This is a genomic window from Methylobacterium phyllosphaerae, assembly GCF_001936175.1.
GTDB classification, from domain to species: Bacteria; Pseudomonadota; Alphaproteobacteria; order Rhizobiales; family Beijerinckiaceae; genus Methylobacterium; species Methylobacterium fujisawaense.
The window spans coordinates 2,116,692-2,134,233 of record NZ_CP015367.1 but is presented as its reverse complement, the minus strand read 5'-3'; the positions used below and the strand labels follow the sequence as shown (position 1 = coordinate 2,134,233).

15 protein-coding genes and 1 other RNA gene are annotated in these 17,542 nt (G+C 71.0%); 13 read left to right on the top strand and 3 right to left on the bottom strand.

From position 1 onward, the window contains the following. Positions 1-38: 38 nt before the first annotated feature. From rfbC to rfbA, 4 genes are all read left to right on the top strand, one after another. Positions 39-590, top strand: coding sequence for a dTDP-4-dehydrorhamnose 3,5-epimerase (gene rfbC / locus MCBMB27_RS09495; RefSeq protein ID WP_075380285.1), 552 nt, complete (start codon positions 39-41; stop codon positions 588-590). Positions 591-681: 91 nt separating this feature from the next. After that, entirely contained in the window at positions 682-1,731 is a 1,050-nt protein-coding gene (rfbB, locus tag MCBMB27_RS09490) for a dTDP-glucose 4,6-dehydratase (RefSeq protein ID WP_075380284.1), read from the top strand. Next, positions 1,731-2,636, top strand: a complete 906-nt coding sequence (gene rfbD, locus MCBMB27_RS09485) for a dTDP-4-dehydrorhamnose reductase (protein ID WP_075380283.1) — start codon at positions 1,731-1,733, stop codon at positions 2,634-2,636. The genes rfbB and rfbD overlap by 1 nt, the downstream gene beginning before the upstream one ends. Beyond that, complete coding sequence (rfbA, locus tag MCBMB27_RS09480; protein WP_043384277.1) at positions 2,633-3,532, top strand: glucose-1-phosphate thymidylyltransferase RfbA; 900 nt, start codon at positions 2,633-2,635, stop codon at positions 3,530-3,532. The genes rfbD and rfbA overlap by 4 nt, the downstream gene beginning before the upstream one ends. Positions 3,533-3,560: 28 nt before the next feature. On the opposite strand, the gene MCBMB27_RS09475 is transcribed toward rfbA, so the two are convergent. Then, complete coding sequence (locus tag MCBMB27_RS09475) at positions 3,561-3,827, bottom strand: hypothetical protein (protein WP_051044598.1); 267 nt, start codon at positions 3,825-3,827, stop codon at positions 3,561-3,563. 169 nt (positions 3,828-3,996) lie between these two features. Here MCBMB27_RS09475 and MCBMB27_RS09470 point away from each other — a divergent pair, with 169 nt between their 5' ends. From MCBMB27_RS09470 to MCBMB27_RS09450, 5 genes are all read left to right on the top strand, one after another. Then, positions 3,997-5,094: an OpgC family protein gene (locus MCBMB27_RS09470; RefSeq protein WP_043350697.1), complete on the top strand. Its 1,098-nt coding sequence runs from the start codon at positions 3,997-3,999 to the stop codon at positions 5,092-5,094. Continuing rightward, positions 5,055-5,987: an SGNH/GDSL hydrolase family protein gene (locus MCBMB27_RS09465; protein ID WP_051976117.1), complete on the top strand. Its 933-nt coding sequence runs from the start codon at positions 5,055-5,057 to the stop codon at positions 5,985-5,987. The genes MCBMB27_RS09470 and MCBMB27_RS09465 overlap by 40 nt, the downstream gene beginning before the upstream one ends. A gap of 56 nt (positions 5,988-6,043) precedes the next feature. Further along, complete coding sequence (locus tag MCBMB27_RS09460) at positions 6,044-7,384, top strand: lipopolysaccharide biosynthesis protein (RefSeq protein ID WP_083683434.1); 1,341 nt, start codon at positions 6,044-6,046, stop codon at positions 7,382-7,384. Continuing rightward, positions 7,381-8,520, top strand: a complete 1,140-nt coding sequence (locus MCBMB27_RS09455; RefSeq protein ID WP_075380282.1) for a GNAT family N-acetyltransferase — start codon at positions 7,381-7,383, stop codon at positions 8,518-8,520. Before MCBMB27_RS09460 ends, MCBMB27_RS09455 begins: the two co-directional genes overlap by 4 nt. A gap of 340 nt (positions 8,521-8,860) precedes the next feature. Further along, entirely contained in the window at positions 8,861-9,115 is a 255-nt protein-coding gene (locus tag MCBMB27_RS09450) for a hypothetical protein (protein WP_075380281.1), read from the top strand. Positions 9,116-9,125: 10 nt separating this feature from the next. Here the strand turns inward: MCBMB27_RS09450 and MCBMB27_RS09445 are convergent, their stop codons facing one another. Both MCBMB27_RS09445 and pepN read right to left on the bottom strand, forming a co-directional pair. Next, the gene (locus tag MCBMB27_RS09445; RefSeq protein ID WP_075380280.1) at positions 9,126-11,495 is read right to left on the bottom strand and encodes a PAS domain-containing sensor histidine kinase; all 2,370 of its coding nucleotides are present in this window, start codon (positions 11,493-11,495) and stop codon (positions 9,126-9,128) included. A gap of 187 nt (positions 11,496-11,682) precedes the next feature. After that, positions 11,683-14,304, bottom strand: a complete 2,622-nt coding sequence (pepN, locus tag MCBMB27_RS09440; RefSeq protein ID WP_075380279.1) for an aminopeptidase N — start codon at positions 14,302-14,304, stop codon at positions 11,683-11,685. Between the two features lie 399 nt (positions 14,305-14,703). Between pepN and MCBMB27_RS09435 the strand changes: the two genes are divergently transcribed. The 4 genes from MCBMB27_RS09435 to ftsL all read left to right on the top strand — a co-directional run bounded on the left by MCBMB27_RS09435 (position 14,704) and on the right by ftsL (position 17,498). After that, positions 14,704-15,144, top strand: coding sequence for a VOC family protein (locus MCBMB27_RS09435; protein ID WP_043350719.1), 441 nt, complete (start codon positions 14,704-14,706; stop codon positions 15,142-15,144). 53 nt (positions 15,145-15,197) lie between these two features. Next, an RNA gene (gene rnpB / locus MCBMB27_RS09430) (RNase P RNA component class A) lies at positions 15,198-15,596 on the top strand. A gap of 499 nt (positions 15,597-16,095) precedes the next feature. Further along, on the top strand, positions 16,096-17,088 hold the full coding sequence (gene rsmH, locus MCBMB27_RS09425) for a 16S rRNA (cytosine(1402)-N(4))-methyltransferase RsmH (protein ID WP_043757603.1): 993 nt from the start codon (positions 16,096-16,098) through the stop codon (positions 17,086-17,088). Then, positions 17,085-17,498 carry a cell division protein FtsL gene (ftsL, locus tag MCBMB27_RS09420; protein ID WP_043384256.1) on the top strand — a complete coding sequence of 138 codons (414 nt, stop codon included), beginning with the start codon at positions 17,085-17,087 and terminating at the stop codon, positions 17,496-17,498. Before rsmH ends, ftsL begins: the two co-directional genes overlap by 4 nt. Positions 17,499-17,542: the final 44 nt, after the last annotated feature.

Genomic DNA, 17,542 nt, shown 5'->3' with positions numbered 1-17,542 from the left:
CTGGACCTCGCGACGGGATCCGCAAGAAGGGCGCTGGCATGGACGTCATCGAGACCGAGATCCCGGACGTGAAGCGCATCGCGGTGAAGCGCTTCGGCGACACGCGGGGCTGGTTCTCCGAGACGTTCCGGGCCGACGCCCTGGCGCGGGTCGGCATCACGACGCCGTTCGTACAGGACAACCAGTCCTTCTCGGCGCCGCAGGGCACGATCCGCGGGCTGCACTTCCAGATCGCGCCCCGGGCCCAGGCCAAGCTGATCCGCGTGCTCCAGGGCGCGATCCTCGACGTCGCGGTCGACATCCGCAGCGGGTCGCCGACCTACGGAAAATACGTCGCCGTGACTCTCGACGCCGAGACGGGCGAACAGCTCTACATCCCGCACGGCTTCGCCCACGGCTTCTGCACCCTGACCCCCGACGTCATGGTCGCCTACAAGGTCGACGAATACTACAGCCCCGAGCACGACCGGGCGCTCGCCTGGAACGATCCCGAAGTCGGGATCCCGTGGCCGGTCTCGGGCGAGGCCGCCATCCTGTCCGACAAGGATCGCCGCGCCCCGCGCCTCGCCGATCTCGGCCAAGTCTTCTGAACCGCGCGGCCCGGCCGCAATTTCGTCACGCCGGCCAGTCTTACGCTGCCCGGCTATTCCGTTTCTGACCTATCCGAAGAGGTGACACGCCATGCGCATCCTGGTGACCGGAGGCTGCGGCTTCATCGGCTCGGCGCTGGTGCTGCACCTCGTCAACGATCTCGGCCACGACGTCTGCACCCTCGACGCGATGACCTATGCGGCCAACCCGGTCTCGCTGGCGCCGCTCGCCGACAACCCGCGCCATCGCCTGGTCGAGGCCGACATCTGCGACCGCGCCGCCGTGCAGAAGGCCTTTGCCGACTTCAAGCCGCAGGCGGTGATGCATCTGGCCGCCGAGAGCCACGTCGACCGCTCGATCACCGATCCGGGCGCCTTCGTGCGCACCAACGTCATCGGCACGCAGACCATGCTGGATGGGGCGCGGGGCTATTACGAAGCCCTGCCGGAGGCGGACAAAAAGAGCTTCCGGTTCCTCCACGTCTCCACCGACGAGGTCTACGGCTCGCTTCCGCCGGACGCGTTCTTCACCGAGGAGAGCCGCTACGATCCGCGCTCGCCCTACTCGGCCTCGAAGGCGGCCTCCGACCACCTCGCCCGCGCCTGGCACGAGACCTACGGCCTGCCGGTGCTGGTGACCAACTGCTCGAACAATTACGGGCCGCGGCACTTCCCCGAGAAGCTGATCCCGCTGATGATCCTGAACGCCCTGGAGGGGAAGAAGCTGCCGGTCTACGGCGACGGCCTGAACGAGCGCGACTGGATCCACGTGGAGGATCACGCCAAGGGCCTCGTCGCCGTGCTGGAACGCGGCCGGATCGGCGAGACCTACCTGCTCGGCGGCCGGGCGGTGCGCAACAACCTCGCGGTGGTGAAGGCGCTGTGCGCGGCCTTCGACCGGCTGAGTCCGCAGAACGCCCCGCACGAGCAGCTGATCAGCTTCGTGGCCGACCGCCCGGGCCATGACCGGCGCTACGCCATCGACTGCACCAAGGCCGAGGCCGAACTCGGCTGGCGCCCGCAGAAGACCTTCGAGCAGGCGCTTGAGGAGACCGTCGCTTGGTACCTCGCCAACGAGGGCTGGTGGCGCCCGATCCGCGAGGGCCGGTACAAGGGCGAGCGCCTGGGACTGAACGGCTGATGGACATCCTCGTCCTCGGGGGCGCGGGCCAGGTCGGCACCGAGCTGCAGGCCCTGTCCTGGCCGGACGGCGTCCGCGTGCACGCACCGGGCCGCGCGGATCTCGACATCACCGACGCGGATGCCGTCGGGGCGGCGCTCGCCGCGCGCGACTACCGGGCGGTGATCAACACCGCCGCCTACACGGCCGTCGACAAGGCCGAGTCCGATGTGGTCGCGGCGTGGCGCCTCAACGCGCTCGCGCCGGCGATCCTGGCGGCCGCCACGGCGGCGCGATCCATCCCGCTGGTCCACGTCTCGACCGACTACGTCTTCGCCGGCACGAAGCCAGACGGGGCCTACGCGCCCGACGCACCGATCGATCCGCAGAGCGTCTACGGCGCCAGCAAGGCCGCCGGCGAGCTGGCGGTGCGCACCGGCAATCCGCGCCACGCCGTCGTCCGCACCGCCTGGGTGGTGAGCCCGCACAGGGGCAACTTCGTCAAGACGATGCTGCGGCTCGCGGCCGAGCGCGATGCCCTGACCGTCGTCGACGACCAGCACGGCTGCCCGACCTCGGCCACCGACCTCGCCGCCGCCCTCGCGACGATCGCGCAGCGCATGGCCGGGGATGCGGACGCTCCCACCGGCACGTTCCACTGCGTGAACGCCGGCGACACCACATGGTGCGGCTTCGCCGAAGCGATCGTGGCGGGCTCGGCCCGCCGCGGCGGCCGCTCGGTGCCGGTCAAGGGCATCCCGACCTCCGCCTATCCGACACCGGCCCGGCGGCCGGCCAATTCGCGCCTGTCCACCGACAGCCTCACGGCCGCTTACGGCATCGCGCCGCGGGCCTGGCAGGCGGCGCTCGACGATATCCTGGACCGGCTCGTCGGGCCGGTTTCAGAGGGAGTTTCCAAGCCATGAAGGGCATCGTTCTGGCCGGCGGATCCGGCACGCGCCTGCACCCGGCCACGCTGTCGATCAACAAGCAGCTCCTGCCGGTCTACGACAAGCCGATGATCTACTACCCGGTCTCGGTGCTGATGCTGGCCGGCATCCGCGAGATCCTGATCATCTCGTCGCCGGAGCACCTCGACAATTACAAGCGCCTGTTCGGCACCGGCGAGCAGTTCGGGCTGAAATTCTCCTACGCGCTGCAGCCGCGGCCGGAAGGCCTCGCCCAGGCCTTCGTCATCGGGCGCGACTTCGTGGGCGACGACGACGTGGCGCTGATCCTCGGCGACAACCTGTTCTTCGGCGCCGGCATGGGCGAACTCCTGGATCGCGCCGCCGCGCGCAAGCAGGGCGCGACCGTCTTCGCCTACCACGTCGACAACCCGCAGGCTTACGGCGTGGTCAACCTCGACAAGGCGGGCCGCCCGACCAAGATCGTCGAGAAGCCGCAAAACCCGGAATCCACCTGGGCGGTGACCGGCCTGTACTTCTACGACAATCAGGTGCTCGACATCGCCGCCGACGTGAAGCCCTCGGCCCGCGGCGAGCTGGAGATCACCAGCGTCAACGAGGCCTACCTGCAACGTGGTCAACTGCACGTGGAGCGCATGTCGCGCGGCTATGCGTGGCTCGACACCGGGACCCACGACAGCCTGCTGGAGGCGAGCGAGTTCGTCCGCACCCTGCAGCACCGCCAGGGCCTGCAGGTCGCCTGCCTGGAAGAGATCGCCTACCTCCAGCACTTCATCTCCCGCGACCAGCTCGTGGCTCGGGGCGAGATGTTCGCCAAGACCGCCTACGGGCAGAACCTGCTGCGCCTCGCCCGCGAGAGCGAGGACGACCTGCGGCTGCGTCGCGGCAAGTAGCCGGAGTGCCCTCGGTCGGATGCGCCTCCTATTTCGGAGCGCATCCGATGCAGATGCCCCGCATGATCCGATCGTTCTGCGCCTCGTTCGGCGTGAGCGTGCGCCGGTCGTCGGGCGTCGCCGCGCCGGCCCCCCGGCTCGGCGGCATCACACGGCCGAGGGAGGAGGTGTTCGGCGCGGTCGCCGTCGAGGCGGGACCGCCGCCGGTGCCGGTCTGAGCTTGCGCCGCCGCAGCGCTGGCCGCCAGGATTGGCAGGAAGATCGCGAGGCCGAGGGTGGTGAGCGGTCGGGTCATCTGTCTGGAACTCCGTGCCGGGCCATAACGCGGGTGTGACCATCCGGTTCGACCCCACGGGCCGATCCCTACCTTTGTTCGCCTTTGCAGAACCGATGCGGCACCGTATCAGGAGCCGCGTTCCCGCAGCCGACATTCTGAAGCGTCGAAACCCGGAGCCGCCGCGACGATGCGGGACCCCAACGCGATCGACTTCTGGCGCGGCTTCGCCCTGATCACGATCTTCATCAACCACATCCCCGGCAACACCTTCGAGCGCTACACCTTCTCGCAATACGGCATCTCGGACGCGGCCGAGCTGTTCGTGTTCCTCGCGGGCTGGTCGATCGGCATCGCCACACGGGGTCGCGACGGCAACCCCGAGCCGCCCGGACGGAGCGTGGTGCGGCTGCTGGCCCGCACCGTCGAGGTCTACCGGGCGCAGCTCACCGTCATGCTGCTGGCGCTGGCGATCATCGCGGGCGCGGCGCTGCTGCTCGACAACCCGCTCATCCTCGAATGGCACAATGCCGGCGGCTTCTTTGCGGACCCGATCCAATCGGTCTGCGGCATGGCGCTGCTGACCTACCAGCTCGGCTACTTCAACATCCTTCCGCTCTACGTGCTGCTGATCGGTATCGCGCCCGTCTTCGTGCTCGTTGGGCGCGTCAGCCTGCTCGCGGCCCTGGCGCTCTCCGTGGGCGTGTATCTCGCCAGCCTCATCTTCGGCTGGAACCTTCCGTCCTGGCCGGGGGAAGGGGACTGGTTCTTCGATCCGTTCTGCTGGCAGCTTCTGCTCGTACTCGGCTTCGTGCTTCAGGGCTGGAACCTGCGCTCCGATATCCTGCGCCGCTGGGCGAGACGCCTGTTTCCGATGGGCGTCGTCATCGTTCTCCTCGGGATCCTGCTCGCGGTGACGGAGATCCGCCCGGATCCGATGCTCGTTCCGGAGCCGCGCCTGCTCTTCACGTTCGAGAAGACCTACCTCACACCGGCCCGGCTGCTTCATTTCTTGGGGGTATTGTTAGCGTTTGCGCCCCTTTACAGGGTACTCGCCCCCCGAATCGGTCGCATTGTCGGTTATCTAACTCAGATGGGCCGGAACTCGCTGGCTGTCTTCTCGATGGGTTCGATCCTGAGCCTGATCGGGCAGCTCGTGCGTTTCCAGACTGGCGGCGGCGTGCCGATCGATATGCTGGTCGCCGGCTCGGGCCTCGTCGGGCTGGGGTTTACGGCATGGTTCGTCGAATGGCGCAGCCGCAGCAGATCGTCGCGACCGCGGACATGATGCGGGCGGGGTATCCTGTGCGCCCATCCCGGGCCGTCCGGACCGGTGCCGCCGGCGGGCTCGCCCCGGCGCTGGCCACCTGGATTCTGACGGCCAGCCTGTGGGGCATTCCGGGCGGATCGGCCGCGGCGGAGCAGCCCACCATTCCAGCCCCGGGCGATCCAACCCTCTCCCTGGAGTGCCGGGTTCCCGGCGCACAATTGTACACCGTGGCCCAGCTCGGCGCCGTCAAGGCGGCGCTGGCGGAGAACCGCCCGCTCAAGATCCTGGCGATCGGCGGCAGCGCGGCGCCCGGGGCGTCCGCCTCCTATCCGGCCAAGCTCGAAGCCGCCCTGGAGCACGCTCTGCCGAAGGTCGACGTGACGATCGACCATCGCGGCCTTCCGGGCGAGATCGCCTCCGGGGCCGCCGAGCGCCTGCGGACCATGGTGGCCGAGGCCGAGCCCGACCTCGTAGTCTGGCAGGTCGGCACACACGATGCCATCGCACGCGTCGACGTCGACGCCTTCGCGAGCGCGCTGGCCGAGGCCGTCGGCTGGATCCGCTCTCACGAAATCGACGTGGTGCTGGTCGACCCGATCTATACCGCCAGCATGGCGGCCGACGTCGACTACAACCGGATCGTCGAGGCGGTCCGCACCGTCGCGACCCAGCAGGGCGTGCCGCTCGTGCGACGCTACGAGGCGCTGCATTACCTGTCGAGCCGCACGGACAAGGGCGAGGGGCACATGCTCGGCCGCCAGTTTCGGCTCAACGATCTCGGGTTGCGGTGCATGGCCGAGCATGTCGCCCTGACGATCGCAACCTCCCTGATGCGGACCGAGACGCCGAAGGAACCCAAGGCGGCCCCGGCCCAGCCGCCCTTAACCGAGCCGCAACGCGCCCCGGGCTAGACCGGACGGCCAGAGATCGGCCTCCCGCCGAGTTCAGGACGGGCGCGGAGCGCGTAGTGTCAGCCACGGCTCTCCCTCTCCGCGCGTTCCGGCACCTCCGGGCTCTGAAGATCGGTCCCCAGCGGGCGGCCCTCACGGTCTTCGCGATCCGCGTGGGGGCAGCCGGCTTCGCCTACGGCGCGCAGGTGCTCGCGGCCCGGATGATGGGCTGGGACGCCTACGGGATCTTCGCCTCGGTCTGGGTCTGGACCGCGATGCTCGGCCATACCCTGACCCTTGGCCTGTCGCAGGGCGCCTGCCGCTTCGTGCCGGGCGATCAGGCGCAGGGCGATCTCGACCTCGCGCGGGGCTATATCCGGGCCGGCGCCCTGGTGACCGGCGGTGCGGCCCTCGCCATCGCGGGGCTCGGTGCGGCCCTGCTGATGCTCGAACCGGACCTGTTCGCCCCGGCCTACTGGGCCCCGATCGCGGTCGCGCTCGGCGTGATGCCGCTCTTCGCGCTCCAGGATTACCTCGAGGGCGTGGCCCGCAGCCAGAACTGGGTCGGGCTCGCCATCGCGCCGCCCTACCTCCTGCGCCAGACCCTGATGATGGGCTGCATGATCGCGGCGATCCTGCTCGGCGCGCCGCCCCGCGCCGAGGTGGCGATGGCCTGCATGCTGATCGCCGCCGCCGGCGCCACGGGCCTGCAGGCTGCCCTGCTCGCCGCGCGGCTTCGGCGGAGTCTGCCGGCCGGGCCGCACCGCTACCGGTGGCGGGCTTGGCTGGGGACGAGCCTGCCGATCGCCGCCATCGACCTCGCCAATGCCGGCTTCACCTTCGTCGACGTCATCGTGCTCGGTGCCCTGGTGAGCCCGGCGGAGGTCGGGGTCTACTTCGCGGCGACGCGGATCCAGCAATTCGTCGTGTTCGTCCACTACGCCGTCAGCGCGGCGACGCTCCAGCGCTACAGCGCCGCCCAGGCACAGGCCAACCGCTTCCTGCTCGCCGAGCTGGTCCGCCGCCAGGGCCGCATGACGGCAGCCGCGACGCTCGTGGTCGGCGGCGCGATCCTGGCCGTCAGCCCCCTGCTGCTCGCCATGTTCGGCCCGGGACTCGGCGCCAGCGTGCCGATCCTGTGCATCCTGATCGCCGGCAGCGTCGGAGCGAGCCTGTTCGGGCCGGGAGAGGACCTCCTCACCATGCTGGGCGGCGAGCGGCTCTGTGCCGGCATCACCGTGGGGAGCCTCGTCGCCGCCGCAGGTCTGTGCCTCGCCCTGGTTCCGGCCTTCGGGACGCTCGGCGCCGCCATGGCGGTGGCGCTCGCGACCATGGGCCGGGCCGCCCTTCTGGCCCGGGCCGCCGGGCGGATCCACGGGCTGCCGACCCCGGTCTGGGCCACCGGGATGGCCCGATGACCGCGGCGAACCCCCTCCGCGCGCCCTCCGACGTCGCGTTCGCGCTGACCGACGCACCGGATCCCGTCGCCTGGGATGCGCTGGTCGCAGCGAGCACCGCCCCGCATCCGCATTTCGCGCGGCACGTGATCGATGCCCATCGGGCCGCAGGACTCCTGTCGGCCGCTCTGCGCTATGTCACGGTCCGCCAGGGAGACCGGCTCGTGGCGCTGCTGCCGTATGCGCCGACCCGCGACCTGTGCGGTCTCGGCAGCCGGATCCTGCGGCCGTTCCTCTCCCCCTACGTGACCGCCACCGCGCCGCTGATCGCCGACGGCCCGGACCGGACGGCCCATGCGCGGGCGCTGGTGGCCGGGCTCGAGGCGGCTTCCGGTGGCCGGGCGTGGCGCTGGCCTCTGCTGCCGACCGGAGAAGGCGCCGTGCCGGACATGCTGGCGGAAATGCGCCGGCGCGGCTGGGCGATCGGCACGGTGGCGGCCTTCGACCGGCCGGTCATGGACCGGCGCGCCGACCAAGCGGCGTTCCTCGCCGATCATCCCAACCGGGCGCGCTTCAAGGATCTGCGCCGCCGGGCGCGCCGTCTGGCGGAGACCGGCGCCGTCGCCCATGTGAGCGCCGCGGACGGACCGGACCTCGCCCGCCTCGTTGCGGCATTTCTCGATCTGGAGCGCGTCGGCTGGAAGGGAAAGGCCGGCACCGCCATGGCCTGCCGCCCGGAGAGCGCCGCGCTCGCCGGCGCCCTGTTCACGGCGACACCGGGCCCGGTCGGCGTCCGGGCCGATGCGCTGACCCTCGACGGGCGGCCGATTGCCGTCAGCCTGGCCCTCCTCACCGGCGGCACCGCGACCCTGCTGAAGACCGCCTACGACGAAGGCCTGCGCAGCCTCGCCCCGGGCCTCCTGCTGGAAGCCGAGATCGTGCGGGCCTGCCACGAGACCCGCTTCGCCGAACGCCTCGACTCGGCGACGTTGGACGGTTCGGCTCTGGAAAGCCTCTACCGCGACCGGACCCCGATCGCCGAGATCATCGCCGTCCCGCCCGGTCGGCAGGTGATTCCCCTGGAGCGGCGCCTCCGGCTCGCCCGATTCGAGCGGGACGCGCGCGCCGCCGCCAAGCGGGCGCTGCGGCGGCGCTAGATCGGCGCGGCGCAGGTCGCACCCACGGGCGCCCTGCGGAGATTTGCGAGCGCGATCTCCGGTCATCCGCCCCGGGAAGGCCGGTGACGGCGCCCGTGCTCCGCGCGCAGGCCGGCCCGGCGGCGTGTCCGAGCCAGGGCGCCAGGGCGAACTGCGCGTTGCCCGCGACCGCATCGCTCGTATTCTCCACGTCCGGTCCGCCGCACGGACCACCTGCCGGGCCACCACCGGACCGGCCCTGGGGTTTGGCGCCGGGTAGCCATGCCGCGGGAGGACCGGCAGCCGGGCCGCTCGGAACCGCGGCCCGGTCGCGTCGGGCGATCAGCGCAGAGGGGGCATCATGGACGACTGGAAAGCGGGGCTCCGGGCGGAACTGCGGGCGATCGACATCGCCACCGGCGACGCGGCTTCGGCGCAGCTGCCGGACCTGCTGCGACGCCTGAGCCGACATCAAGCCGGGCTAGGTCGCAACCCTGTCCTGTCCCTCTATCGCCAATGGCGCATCCGGAGCTTGGCGCGGGCCGTGGCGGATGCGCGCTGGCGCGTGGAACAGGGGCGCCGCGCGCGCCTCGGCGGTCTCGATCCGCGGTCGTGAGAGGGTGCGGTCAGGCCGCGGCGGATCGGCCGGCCGCGCCGCGACCCGACCGCGGCGTCTCACTCAGGGTCTTCAACCCGGGGCCGGCCGCCGCGAGGGGGACCGGCGGATCCAAACGGTCGGCCGGCACGGCCGGCAGGCGCACGAGGACGATCGTGCCCACCGTTTCCTCGGAACGGATCCGAAGCGAACCGCCATGCAGCTCGACCATCGAGCGGGTGATGGCGAGGCCCAAACCCGATCCCTTGTGGCTGCGTGTCATTTGCGTCTCGACCTGGGTGAAGGGCCGGCCGAGCCGGTCGAGATCGGAGCGCGGAATGCCGATGCCGTTGTCCTCGATGTACAGATGCGTGCACGCCCCGGCACGGCGCGCGCGCACCGCGACGCGCCCGCCGGCGGGCGTGAACTTCACGGCGTTCTGCAGGAGGTTGGCGAGGATCTGCCGGATCGCCTGCGGATCGGCCAGCAGGTCCAGCCCGGACGTCACGTCGACGCTGACGGTGATCGCCTTCTCGCGGGCGGCCGGCTCGACCGGGGCGAGCGCAGCCGTGATGGCGGCCTCCGCCGAGATCGCCTTCGGGATCAGCCGTACCCGCCGGGCCTCGAGGCGGGCCATGTCGAGGATGTCGTCGATCATGGACAGCAGATGCGAGCCGCTCTCGCGGATGTCGCGGCAATATTCGGTGTAGCGCGGGGTGCCGAGCGGGCCGAGCACGGCATTCTCCATCACGTCGGCAAAGCCGATGATGGCGTTGAGCGGCGTGCGCAGTTCGTGGCTCATATTGGCCAGGAATTCGGCCTTGGCCTGGTTCGCGGCCTCGGCGACTGCCTTCTGGTCGAGATAGCGCTCGGCGAGGTCGGCGAGCTGCTGGGTCTGAAGCTCGAGGGTCCGGCGGGACCGTTTGAGGTCCTTCACGGTCTCGATCAGTTCGCGCTCGGACGCGAGGAGCTGCTCCTGATTGCGCTTCAGGCTGGTGATATCGGTCCCAACCGAGACGTAGCCCCCATCCTTGGTGCGCCGTTCGCTGATCTGCAGCCAGCGGCCATCGGTGAGTTCGGCCTCGAAGGTCCGGGCCGCCATGCTGGTCAACGCCATGCCCGCCTCGGGTGATTCCCGACGGACCTGAGGCAGCACGCCGCGACCCATCACGTCCGTGTAGCTTCGCCCGGCCTGCGCATCCTCCGGGCTCAGGGCGTGGAGGTGGCGGAACTTGGAATTGCACAGGACCAGCCGATTGCCGGTATCCCAGAGCACGAACGCCTCCGAGATCGCCTCGACGGCGTCGCGCAGGCGCATGTCGGCCGCCGCGTTGGTCTCTTCGAGGGCCCGCTGTTCGCTGATGTCGGTGGCGATGCCGACGAGGTGGCGGCCACCATCGGCGGCGTCGGCCACGACCTCGGCCCGGGCACGCAGCCAGACATAGGCCCCGTCGGCGCCGCGCATCCGGAAGGCGTGGTCGATATGCGTCTGATTGGCGGCGAGCCCCCGGGCGAGGCTGTACAGGTCGCCATCATCGGGATGGACCAAGCCGTTGACGTCGCCGAACGAGAGATACTCGTTTTGTCGCCGGTAGCCGAGCAGCGTGTACATCGAGTCGGACCAGTAGATCCGGCCCCGGGCGATGTCCCAGTCCCACAGCCCACAGGCACCCCGGCGCAGGGCGGTCTCGAGGCGACCGCGGATCTGCTCGCGGGCGCGGTCGGCCCGGGCCGCCTGACGGGTCTGCAGCCCGTAGGCCAGTCCGACGCCGACGATCACGAGGGCGGCGGCGGCGATCAGGACGATCTGGTCGCGGGTGCGGGCGCTCCAGCCACGCAGCAGCGGCTCGATGGGCTGCAGCACCGCCACCTGGCCCGCGCCGCCCGGGAGGCTGTGCATGGCAGCGAGCACGCTCTCGCCCCCGGGGAGTTCGAGGGCCATGGCGCCTGCGCGCTCGCCGAGGCCGGAGAGCGGCTCGCTGTCGCCGAGGACGGCGGCGAGCGTCGTCCGGTCGGCGGGCAGCGGCGGATGGGCGGCGAGAATGCGGGTGTCGGGGCGGACCACCAGCAGGCGGCGGCCGGGATGCCGTTCGCTCTCCGGCATCAGCGCCCGCAGGTCCTGCGCGACGGTACCGGTCGGGTCCACCGCCCGGGCGGCCAGACGGGCGAAGCCTTCGACCTCGGCCCGGGCACCCGCCAGGATCTCGGCCCGCTGGCCCTGGATGTGAAGCGCCGCGAGCCCGACGAGGCAGGCCAGGAACACCGCCAGCGTCCCCGGCACGGCGTAGCGCAGCCAGCGTTCGGCTTGGCCGAGCCGCGGATCCCGGGTCCGCATCGGCCAGGAGATCGTGAGATTCGAATCCGCACGCGCGGAGAAGGAAGCGGAAGCCGCCTCCGGCATGGCCGAACCTCACCCGTGGGAACAGCGATCCGGTACGGGCGCCCGGCCCCCGAAGGCCCCCCGAATCTGAGTGAATACAATCACCTCGGGGGGCCGTTTGTCCACGGGTTTTTTACCATAACGACTTGACGCCCGTCGGGTGTTGCGCGGCCGCCCGGGAATCAATTTCTACCGCAGGTTCAGACGCTTAGCCGTCTCCAAGGGTGCGGGCGAGGATGTCGGCCGTGTCCCGGGAAAGGCCGGGGATCGCCTTGATCCCATTCAGCATTTCGACCGCTTTGGCGCCGCGTGATTTTTCCAGCCGACGCCATGATCCGAAGGCCGTGAGGAGCCGCGCGGCAACCTGTGGGTTGGTCGAATCAAGCGCCGCGACCGTGTCGGCCACGCGGGCGAAGCCCGACCCGTCCGGCCGGGCGAACTGGGTCGGGTTGCCGAACGCGAAGCTTCCGATCAGCGCCCGGACGCGGTTCGGATTGGTCATGGTGAAGGCGGGGTGCTCCTGGAGACGGGCGATCCGGTCGAGCGTGCCGGGTTCCGGGATCTGGGCCTGGATGGCAAACCACTTGTCGAGCACGAGGGGTTCGTCGGCGTAGCGCGTTGCGAACTCCGCGAGGGCAACCTCGCGGGTCTCGCCCGGAATCAGCGCCAGGGTGCCGAGGGCGGCGAGCCGGTCGGTCATGTTGGTCGCCTCGGCCAGCCGCTCGGCGGCGCGGGCCGCGCCGGTCCGGGGATTCCCGGCGGCGATCAGGTCGAGGGCAGCGTTGCGGAGCGACCGGCGCCCCGCCGAGGCGGCGTCGGGGCTGTAAGGGACACCCGCGTCCGGCACGAGCGCCGCGTCGATCGCTTCGAGCCGCGGCCGCAGGACCTGGCCGAGACGGGTCCGCAGATCGGAACGCCCCCGGTGGATGGCGTCGGGATCGACCTCGGCCGGGACGGCGTCGGCGGCCTCGCCTTCGCTCGGCAGTGCCAGGACCAGCGCCGCGAAGGCCGGGTCGGCCAGGGCCTCGCCGTCGAGGAAACGGCCGAGCGCCGCCGCGAAGGCTTCGGTCCGGTCGGCGTCCGGGTCGAGGATCAGCCGCAGCGCCACGTCCTGCGCGGCCTGCCAGCGATTGAAGGGGTCGCTGTCCTGTGCCAGGAGCCGCATCCGCTGCGCATCCGTCAGGCCGAGATCGAGCTTCACCGGCGCGGAGAAGTCGCGCAGGAGCGACGGGACCGGCTCCTCGGCGACGGCGTCGAACACGATCGCGGCCTCCGGGCGGTCGAGCACGTAGACGCCGTCCCGCACATCCGGGCAGGTGGCGCCGGTCAGTGGCCCCGTGGCCCCCACGAGGCCGAGGGCAACGGGGATGACCAGGGGTGTCTCGTCGGAGTCGGCGGTGCCGGGCAGGCTCTGAGCGAACCGGAGGGTGTAACGCGCGGCGGCCGGATCGTAGGCGGCCGTGATGGCGAGGCGGGGCGTACCGGGGCGCTCGTACCAGCGGGCGAACGCATCGAGGTCGCGCCCCGTCACGGCCGCGAAGGCCGCGAGGAAATCCTCCACGGTGGCGGCGCGCCCGTCGTTGTCGGCGAAGTAGCGATCCATGCCGGCCCGGAAGGCCTCGGGACCGATCAGGGTCCGCAGCATCCGGACGATCTCGGCGCCCTTGTCGTAGACGGTCGCCGTGTAGAAGTTGTTGATCTCGGCATAGGCCCGCGGCCGCACCGGATGCCGCAGCGGCCCGGCATCCTCGGGGAACTGACGCGCCCGCAGCGAGCGCACCTCGGCGATGCGATGCACCGGCCTGGAGCGCATGTCGGAGGAGAATTCCTGGTCGCGGAAGACCGTGAGACCCTCCTTCAGGCAGAGCTGGAACCAGTCCCGGCAGGTGACGCGGTTGCCGGACCAGTTGTGGAAGTACTCGTGGGCAATGATCGCCTCGATGGCGGCGTAATCGCCATCGGTGGCGGTCTCGGGGCTGGCCAGCACGTACTTATCGTTGAAGATGTTGAGGCCCTTGTTCTCCATGGCGCCCATGTTGAAGTCGGACACCGCGACGACGTTGAACACGTCGAGGTCGTAGGCGCGGCCGAAGGCCGTCTCGTCCCAGGCCATGGAGCGGATGACGGCGTCCAGGGCATAGCCCGCCCGATCCTCCTTGCCGGGCTCGACGTAGACCGCGCAGCTGACGGTGCGGCCCTCCATCGTGTTGAAGGGGGTCTCGACCTTCCCGAGCCGGCCGCCCACGAGGGCGAACAGGTAGGCGGGCTTGGGGTGCGGATCGTGCCAGAGGGCGTAATGGCGGCCGGGCCCGGCATCGCCGGCCTCGACGGGATTGCCGTTGCCGAGCAGGACGGGCGCCTCGGTCCGGTCGGCCTCGATGCGCGTGGTGTAGACCGCCAGCACGTCGGGACGATCGAGGAAGTAGGTGATCCGCCGGAAGCCGTCCGCCTCGCACTGGGTGCAGTAGACCCCGTTCGAGCGGTAGAGCCCCATCAGCTTGGTGTTGGCGGTCGGATCCACCTCCGTGACGAGGCGCAGCGCGAAGGGCCGCGGAGGCGGATCGCGGAGGATGAAGCCGGACGGCGTCGCCGCGTAGGCGTCGGGCGCCAGCGGCGCCCCGTCGAGTTCGGCCGAGACCAGCCGGAGATCGTCGCCGTCGAGGGTGAGCGGAGCCGCCGGCACACCGGCCGGGTTCGGCCGCAGCGTCAAGGTCGCGTCGATGCGGGTCGCGTGCGGGTCGAGACGGATGTCGAGGTCGACCCGATCGATCAGGTAGTCGCTGGGCCGGTATTCCTCGAGGCGGATCAGCGGCGGCGTCTCGGTGCGCATTCGGCTCACTCCGGGTGCGGGATGGGCCCGTTCTGGTCCCTCGGCGCGCGCGGCGCAACGATCGGAGCCGCCGAAACGGCCCCGGAGAGACAGCGCGCCGTCGGGACAGCCTTCGCGCGTCAAACCGATCCGATCACCGCGCCGCATCGCCCGGCGCTGGCGGCCGGCCGCGGCAACGGACGCGTCCGCGGTCGTCTTTTTGCGGTAGCCTCCCTCGCGCCGGACGCCGGATCGTCACGGGACGCAGGAGCGCCAGGGTCGATTTATGGCCCGTCCGGCGCGCGCGGCCTTCTCACCGCCGGGCCGGCCGCTAGCTAGCGGTGGCGATCAGCCGGAGGCGGGACGCGCGTCCCGAACAGGACGCACGATCCACCTCCGACCAGCCACAGGATAGGTCCGATGGAATACCTGCACACCATGGTCCGGGTCGCCGACCTCGACCGGGCCCTCGCCTTCTACGTCGACACGTTCGGCCTGAAGGAGGTCCGCCGCGTCGAGAACGAGAAGGGGCGCTTCACCCTCGTGTTCCTGGCCGCCCCCGGCGACGTCGAGCGGGCCACGGCCACACGATCCCCGCTCATCGAGCTGACCTACAATTGGGATCCGGAAACCTACTCGGGCGGGCGCAACTTCGGCCATCTCGCCTATCAGGTAGACGACATCTACGCCTTCTGCGCGCGGCTGCAGGAGAAGGGCGTGACCATCAACCGCCCGCCGCGCGACGGCTACATGGCCTTCGTGAAGTCGCCGGACGGCATCTCCATCGAGATCCTCCAGAAGGGCGGCGCCAAAGCGCCGCAGGAGCCGTGGACGTCCATGGAGAACACCGGCACCTGGTAGCGCGGGTCGACTCCCTTGACCCGGACGGCCCCGCGGGCGCATCTGCCCGCGGATCAGCCGGCCGGGCGGCCGCTCCGGACGCGCGAGCGTCCGGGGAGGAAAGTCCGGGCTCCATGGAGAGACGGTGCCGGATAACATCCGGCGGGGGCGACCCCAGGGACAGTGCCACAGAAAGCAGACCGCCCCGGATCCGTCCGGGGTCAGGGTGAAAGGGTGCGGTAAGAGCGCACCGCGGACGCGGCAACGCGGACGGCACGGCAAACCCCACCGGGAGCAAGACCGAATAGGGGCGGCGCGCCCTTCGCGAGAAGGGCAGGCCGGCTCTCCAGGCCAGTCGCCCGGGTTGGTTGCTCGAGGCGGTCGGCAACGACCGTCCCAGAGGAATGGCCGCCACGTCGGCGCGCGCGAGCGCTCCGGCCCTACAGAACCCGGCTTATAGGCCGGCTGATCCACATCCCGATAAGCCCTGCGTCCTCAACGCCTTATCGGCCCGGCGCCGCGCCCGCGCCGCAGCACGCCGCGCCGAAGATTCCGGTGCGGAAAAAACCTTCGGTTAACCTTGCCGGGTTCAGATCGTTCGGCGCGGCAGCGCCAAGCTTGTGCGTTGACGATCCTCCGAGGCCCATGATACCCGGCATCCTCCCGTCAACGGCGTGTATCGGATCGCCGGGCGCAACCTGCCTTCCTGCAGGTCCCGTCCGTGCGCGGCGTTTTGCGCGCTCCGCATCCGGTGCCGTTCCCGTCACGCGCGCCGCGCTCGCGCGGCCCGGCACAGGGCACCATGAGACGCACGAGCCGCTTCCGCGTCCGGATCTCCGGACCGCGCCGATCCTCCGCCGGTTCTCGCAACCCGCGTCGCGCCCCGTCGGCGAGGCGCCCGTGAGCCGGCGCCGTCCTTCTCCCGAGAGCTCGCCCCGCCACAGCGGCGCCGTCGCGCCGTCGGAACCGCACGTGCCGGTCCTCCTCGATGAAGTCGTCGAGGCGCTCGGCACCGCGGGCGGGATCGCGGTCGACGGCACGTTCGGTGCCGGCGGCTATACCCGCGCCCTCCTGGCGGCGGATCCGGACCTGCAGGTCGTCGCGATCGATCGGGACCCCACGGCGATCGCAGCCGGGCAGGCGCTCGTCGCGGAATCCGGGGGGCGCCTGCGCCTCCTGCCCGGCCGCTTCGGCGCGCTCGACACCCTCCTGGCGGAGACGGGTCTCGCGCAGGTCGACCGGGTGGTCCTCGATATCGGCGTCTCCTCGATGCAGCTCGACGTGCCGGAACGGGGCTTCTCGTTCCGGAGCGACGGGCCCCTCGACATGCGCATGGGCTGCGACGGGCCGAGCGCCGCGGACCTCGTGAACGAGGCCGACGAGACCGTGCTCGCCGACATCCTCTATCATTACGGCGAGGAGCGTCGCTCGCGCGCGGTGGCACGGACCATCTTCGAGGCGCGCCGCCGCGGCCGGATCGAGACCACGGCGCAGCTCGCGGAGCTGGTCGCCAGCGTCGTGCGCGTCGAGCCCGGCAGCCACATTCACCCGGCGACGCGGACGTTCCAGGGCCTGCGCATCGCCGTGAACGACGAACTCGGCGAATTGGTGCGGGCGCTGCACGCCGCCGAGCGCGTGCTCAGGCCGGGCGGCCGGCTCGCCGTCGTGACGTTCCATTCGCTCGAGGACCGGATCGTCAAGCAGTTCTTCGCCGCGCGGAGCGGCCGCTCCGCGCAGGGCTCTCGCCATCTCCCGGGAGCCCCGGTCGAGACCGTCCGCAGCTTCCGTCTCGTCACCAAGGGCCCGGTCCTGCCGGGCGAGGCCGAGACCGCCCGCAACCCGCGCGCCCGGTCCGCCAAGCTGCGGGCTGCGGAGCGTACCGAATCCGACATTCCCGAACCGCTGGCGGCCCTGACCGCCCTGGCGAGCCTGCCGGATGCGGCCCGCGGAGGCCATCGCCGATGATCCGCCTGCTGAACCTGCTGGCGGTGGCCGGCCTCGTCGCCTCGGCGATCTACGCCTACTCGATCAAGTACGACACGCTCTACCAGGGCGGTCAGGTCTCCAAGCTCCAGACGGCCCTGCACAAGGAACGGCAGGCGATCGCCGTGCTGCGTGCCGAGTGGCAGCTTCTGACCCGGCCCGACCGCCTCCAGGCGGCCGTCGACAAACATCTGGCTCTGGAGCCGATCGGCACCAGCCACTTGGCGCGCCTCTCGGACCTGCCCGCCCGACAGGAGCGCGGAGACGAGATCGGCCGCCTGCTCGCCGCCACGGCGACCCCCAAAGACAAGGGCACGATCGAGCCGCGAACGACCGGCGCGATCACCCGCACCGTCACCACGACCCGCACCCCGCCGACGGCTTCGAGGTAATCCCCCGTGTCCGATGACGCCGCCCAGACCCTAGAGCCGACGGT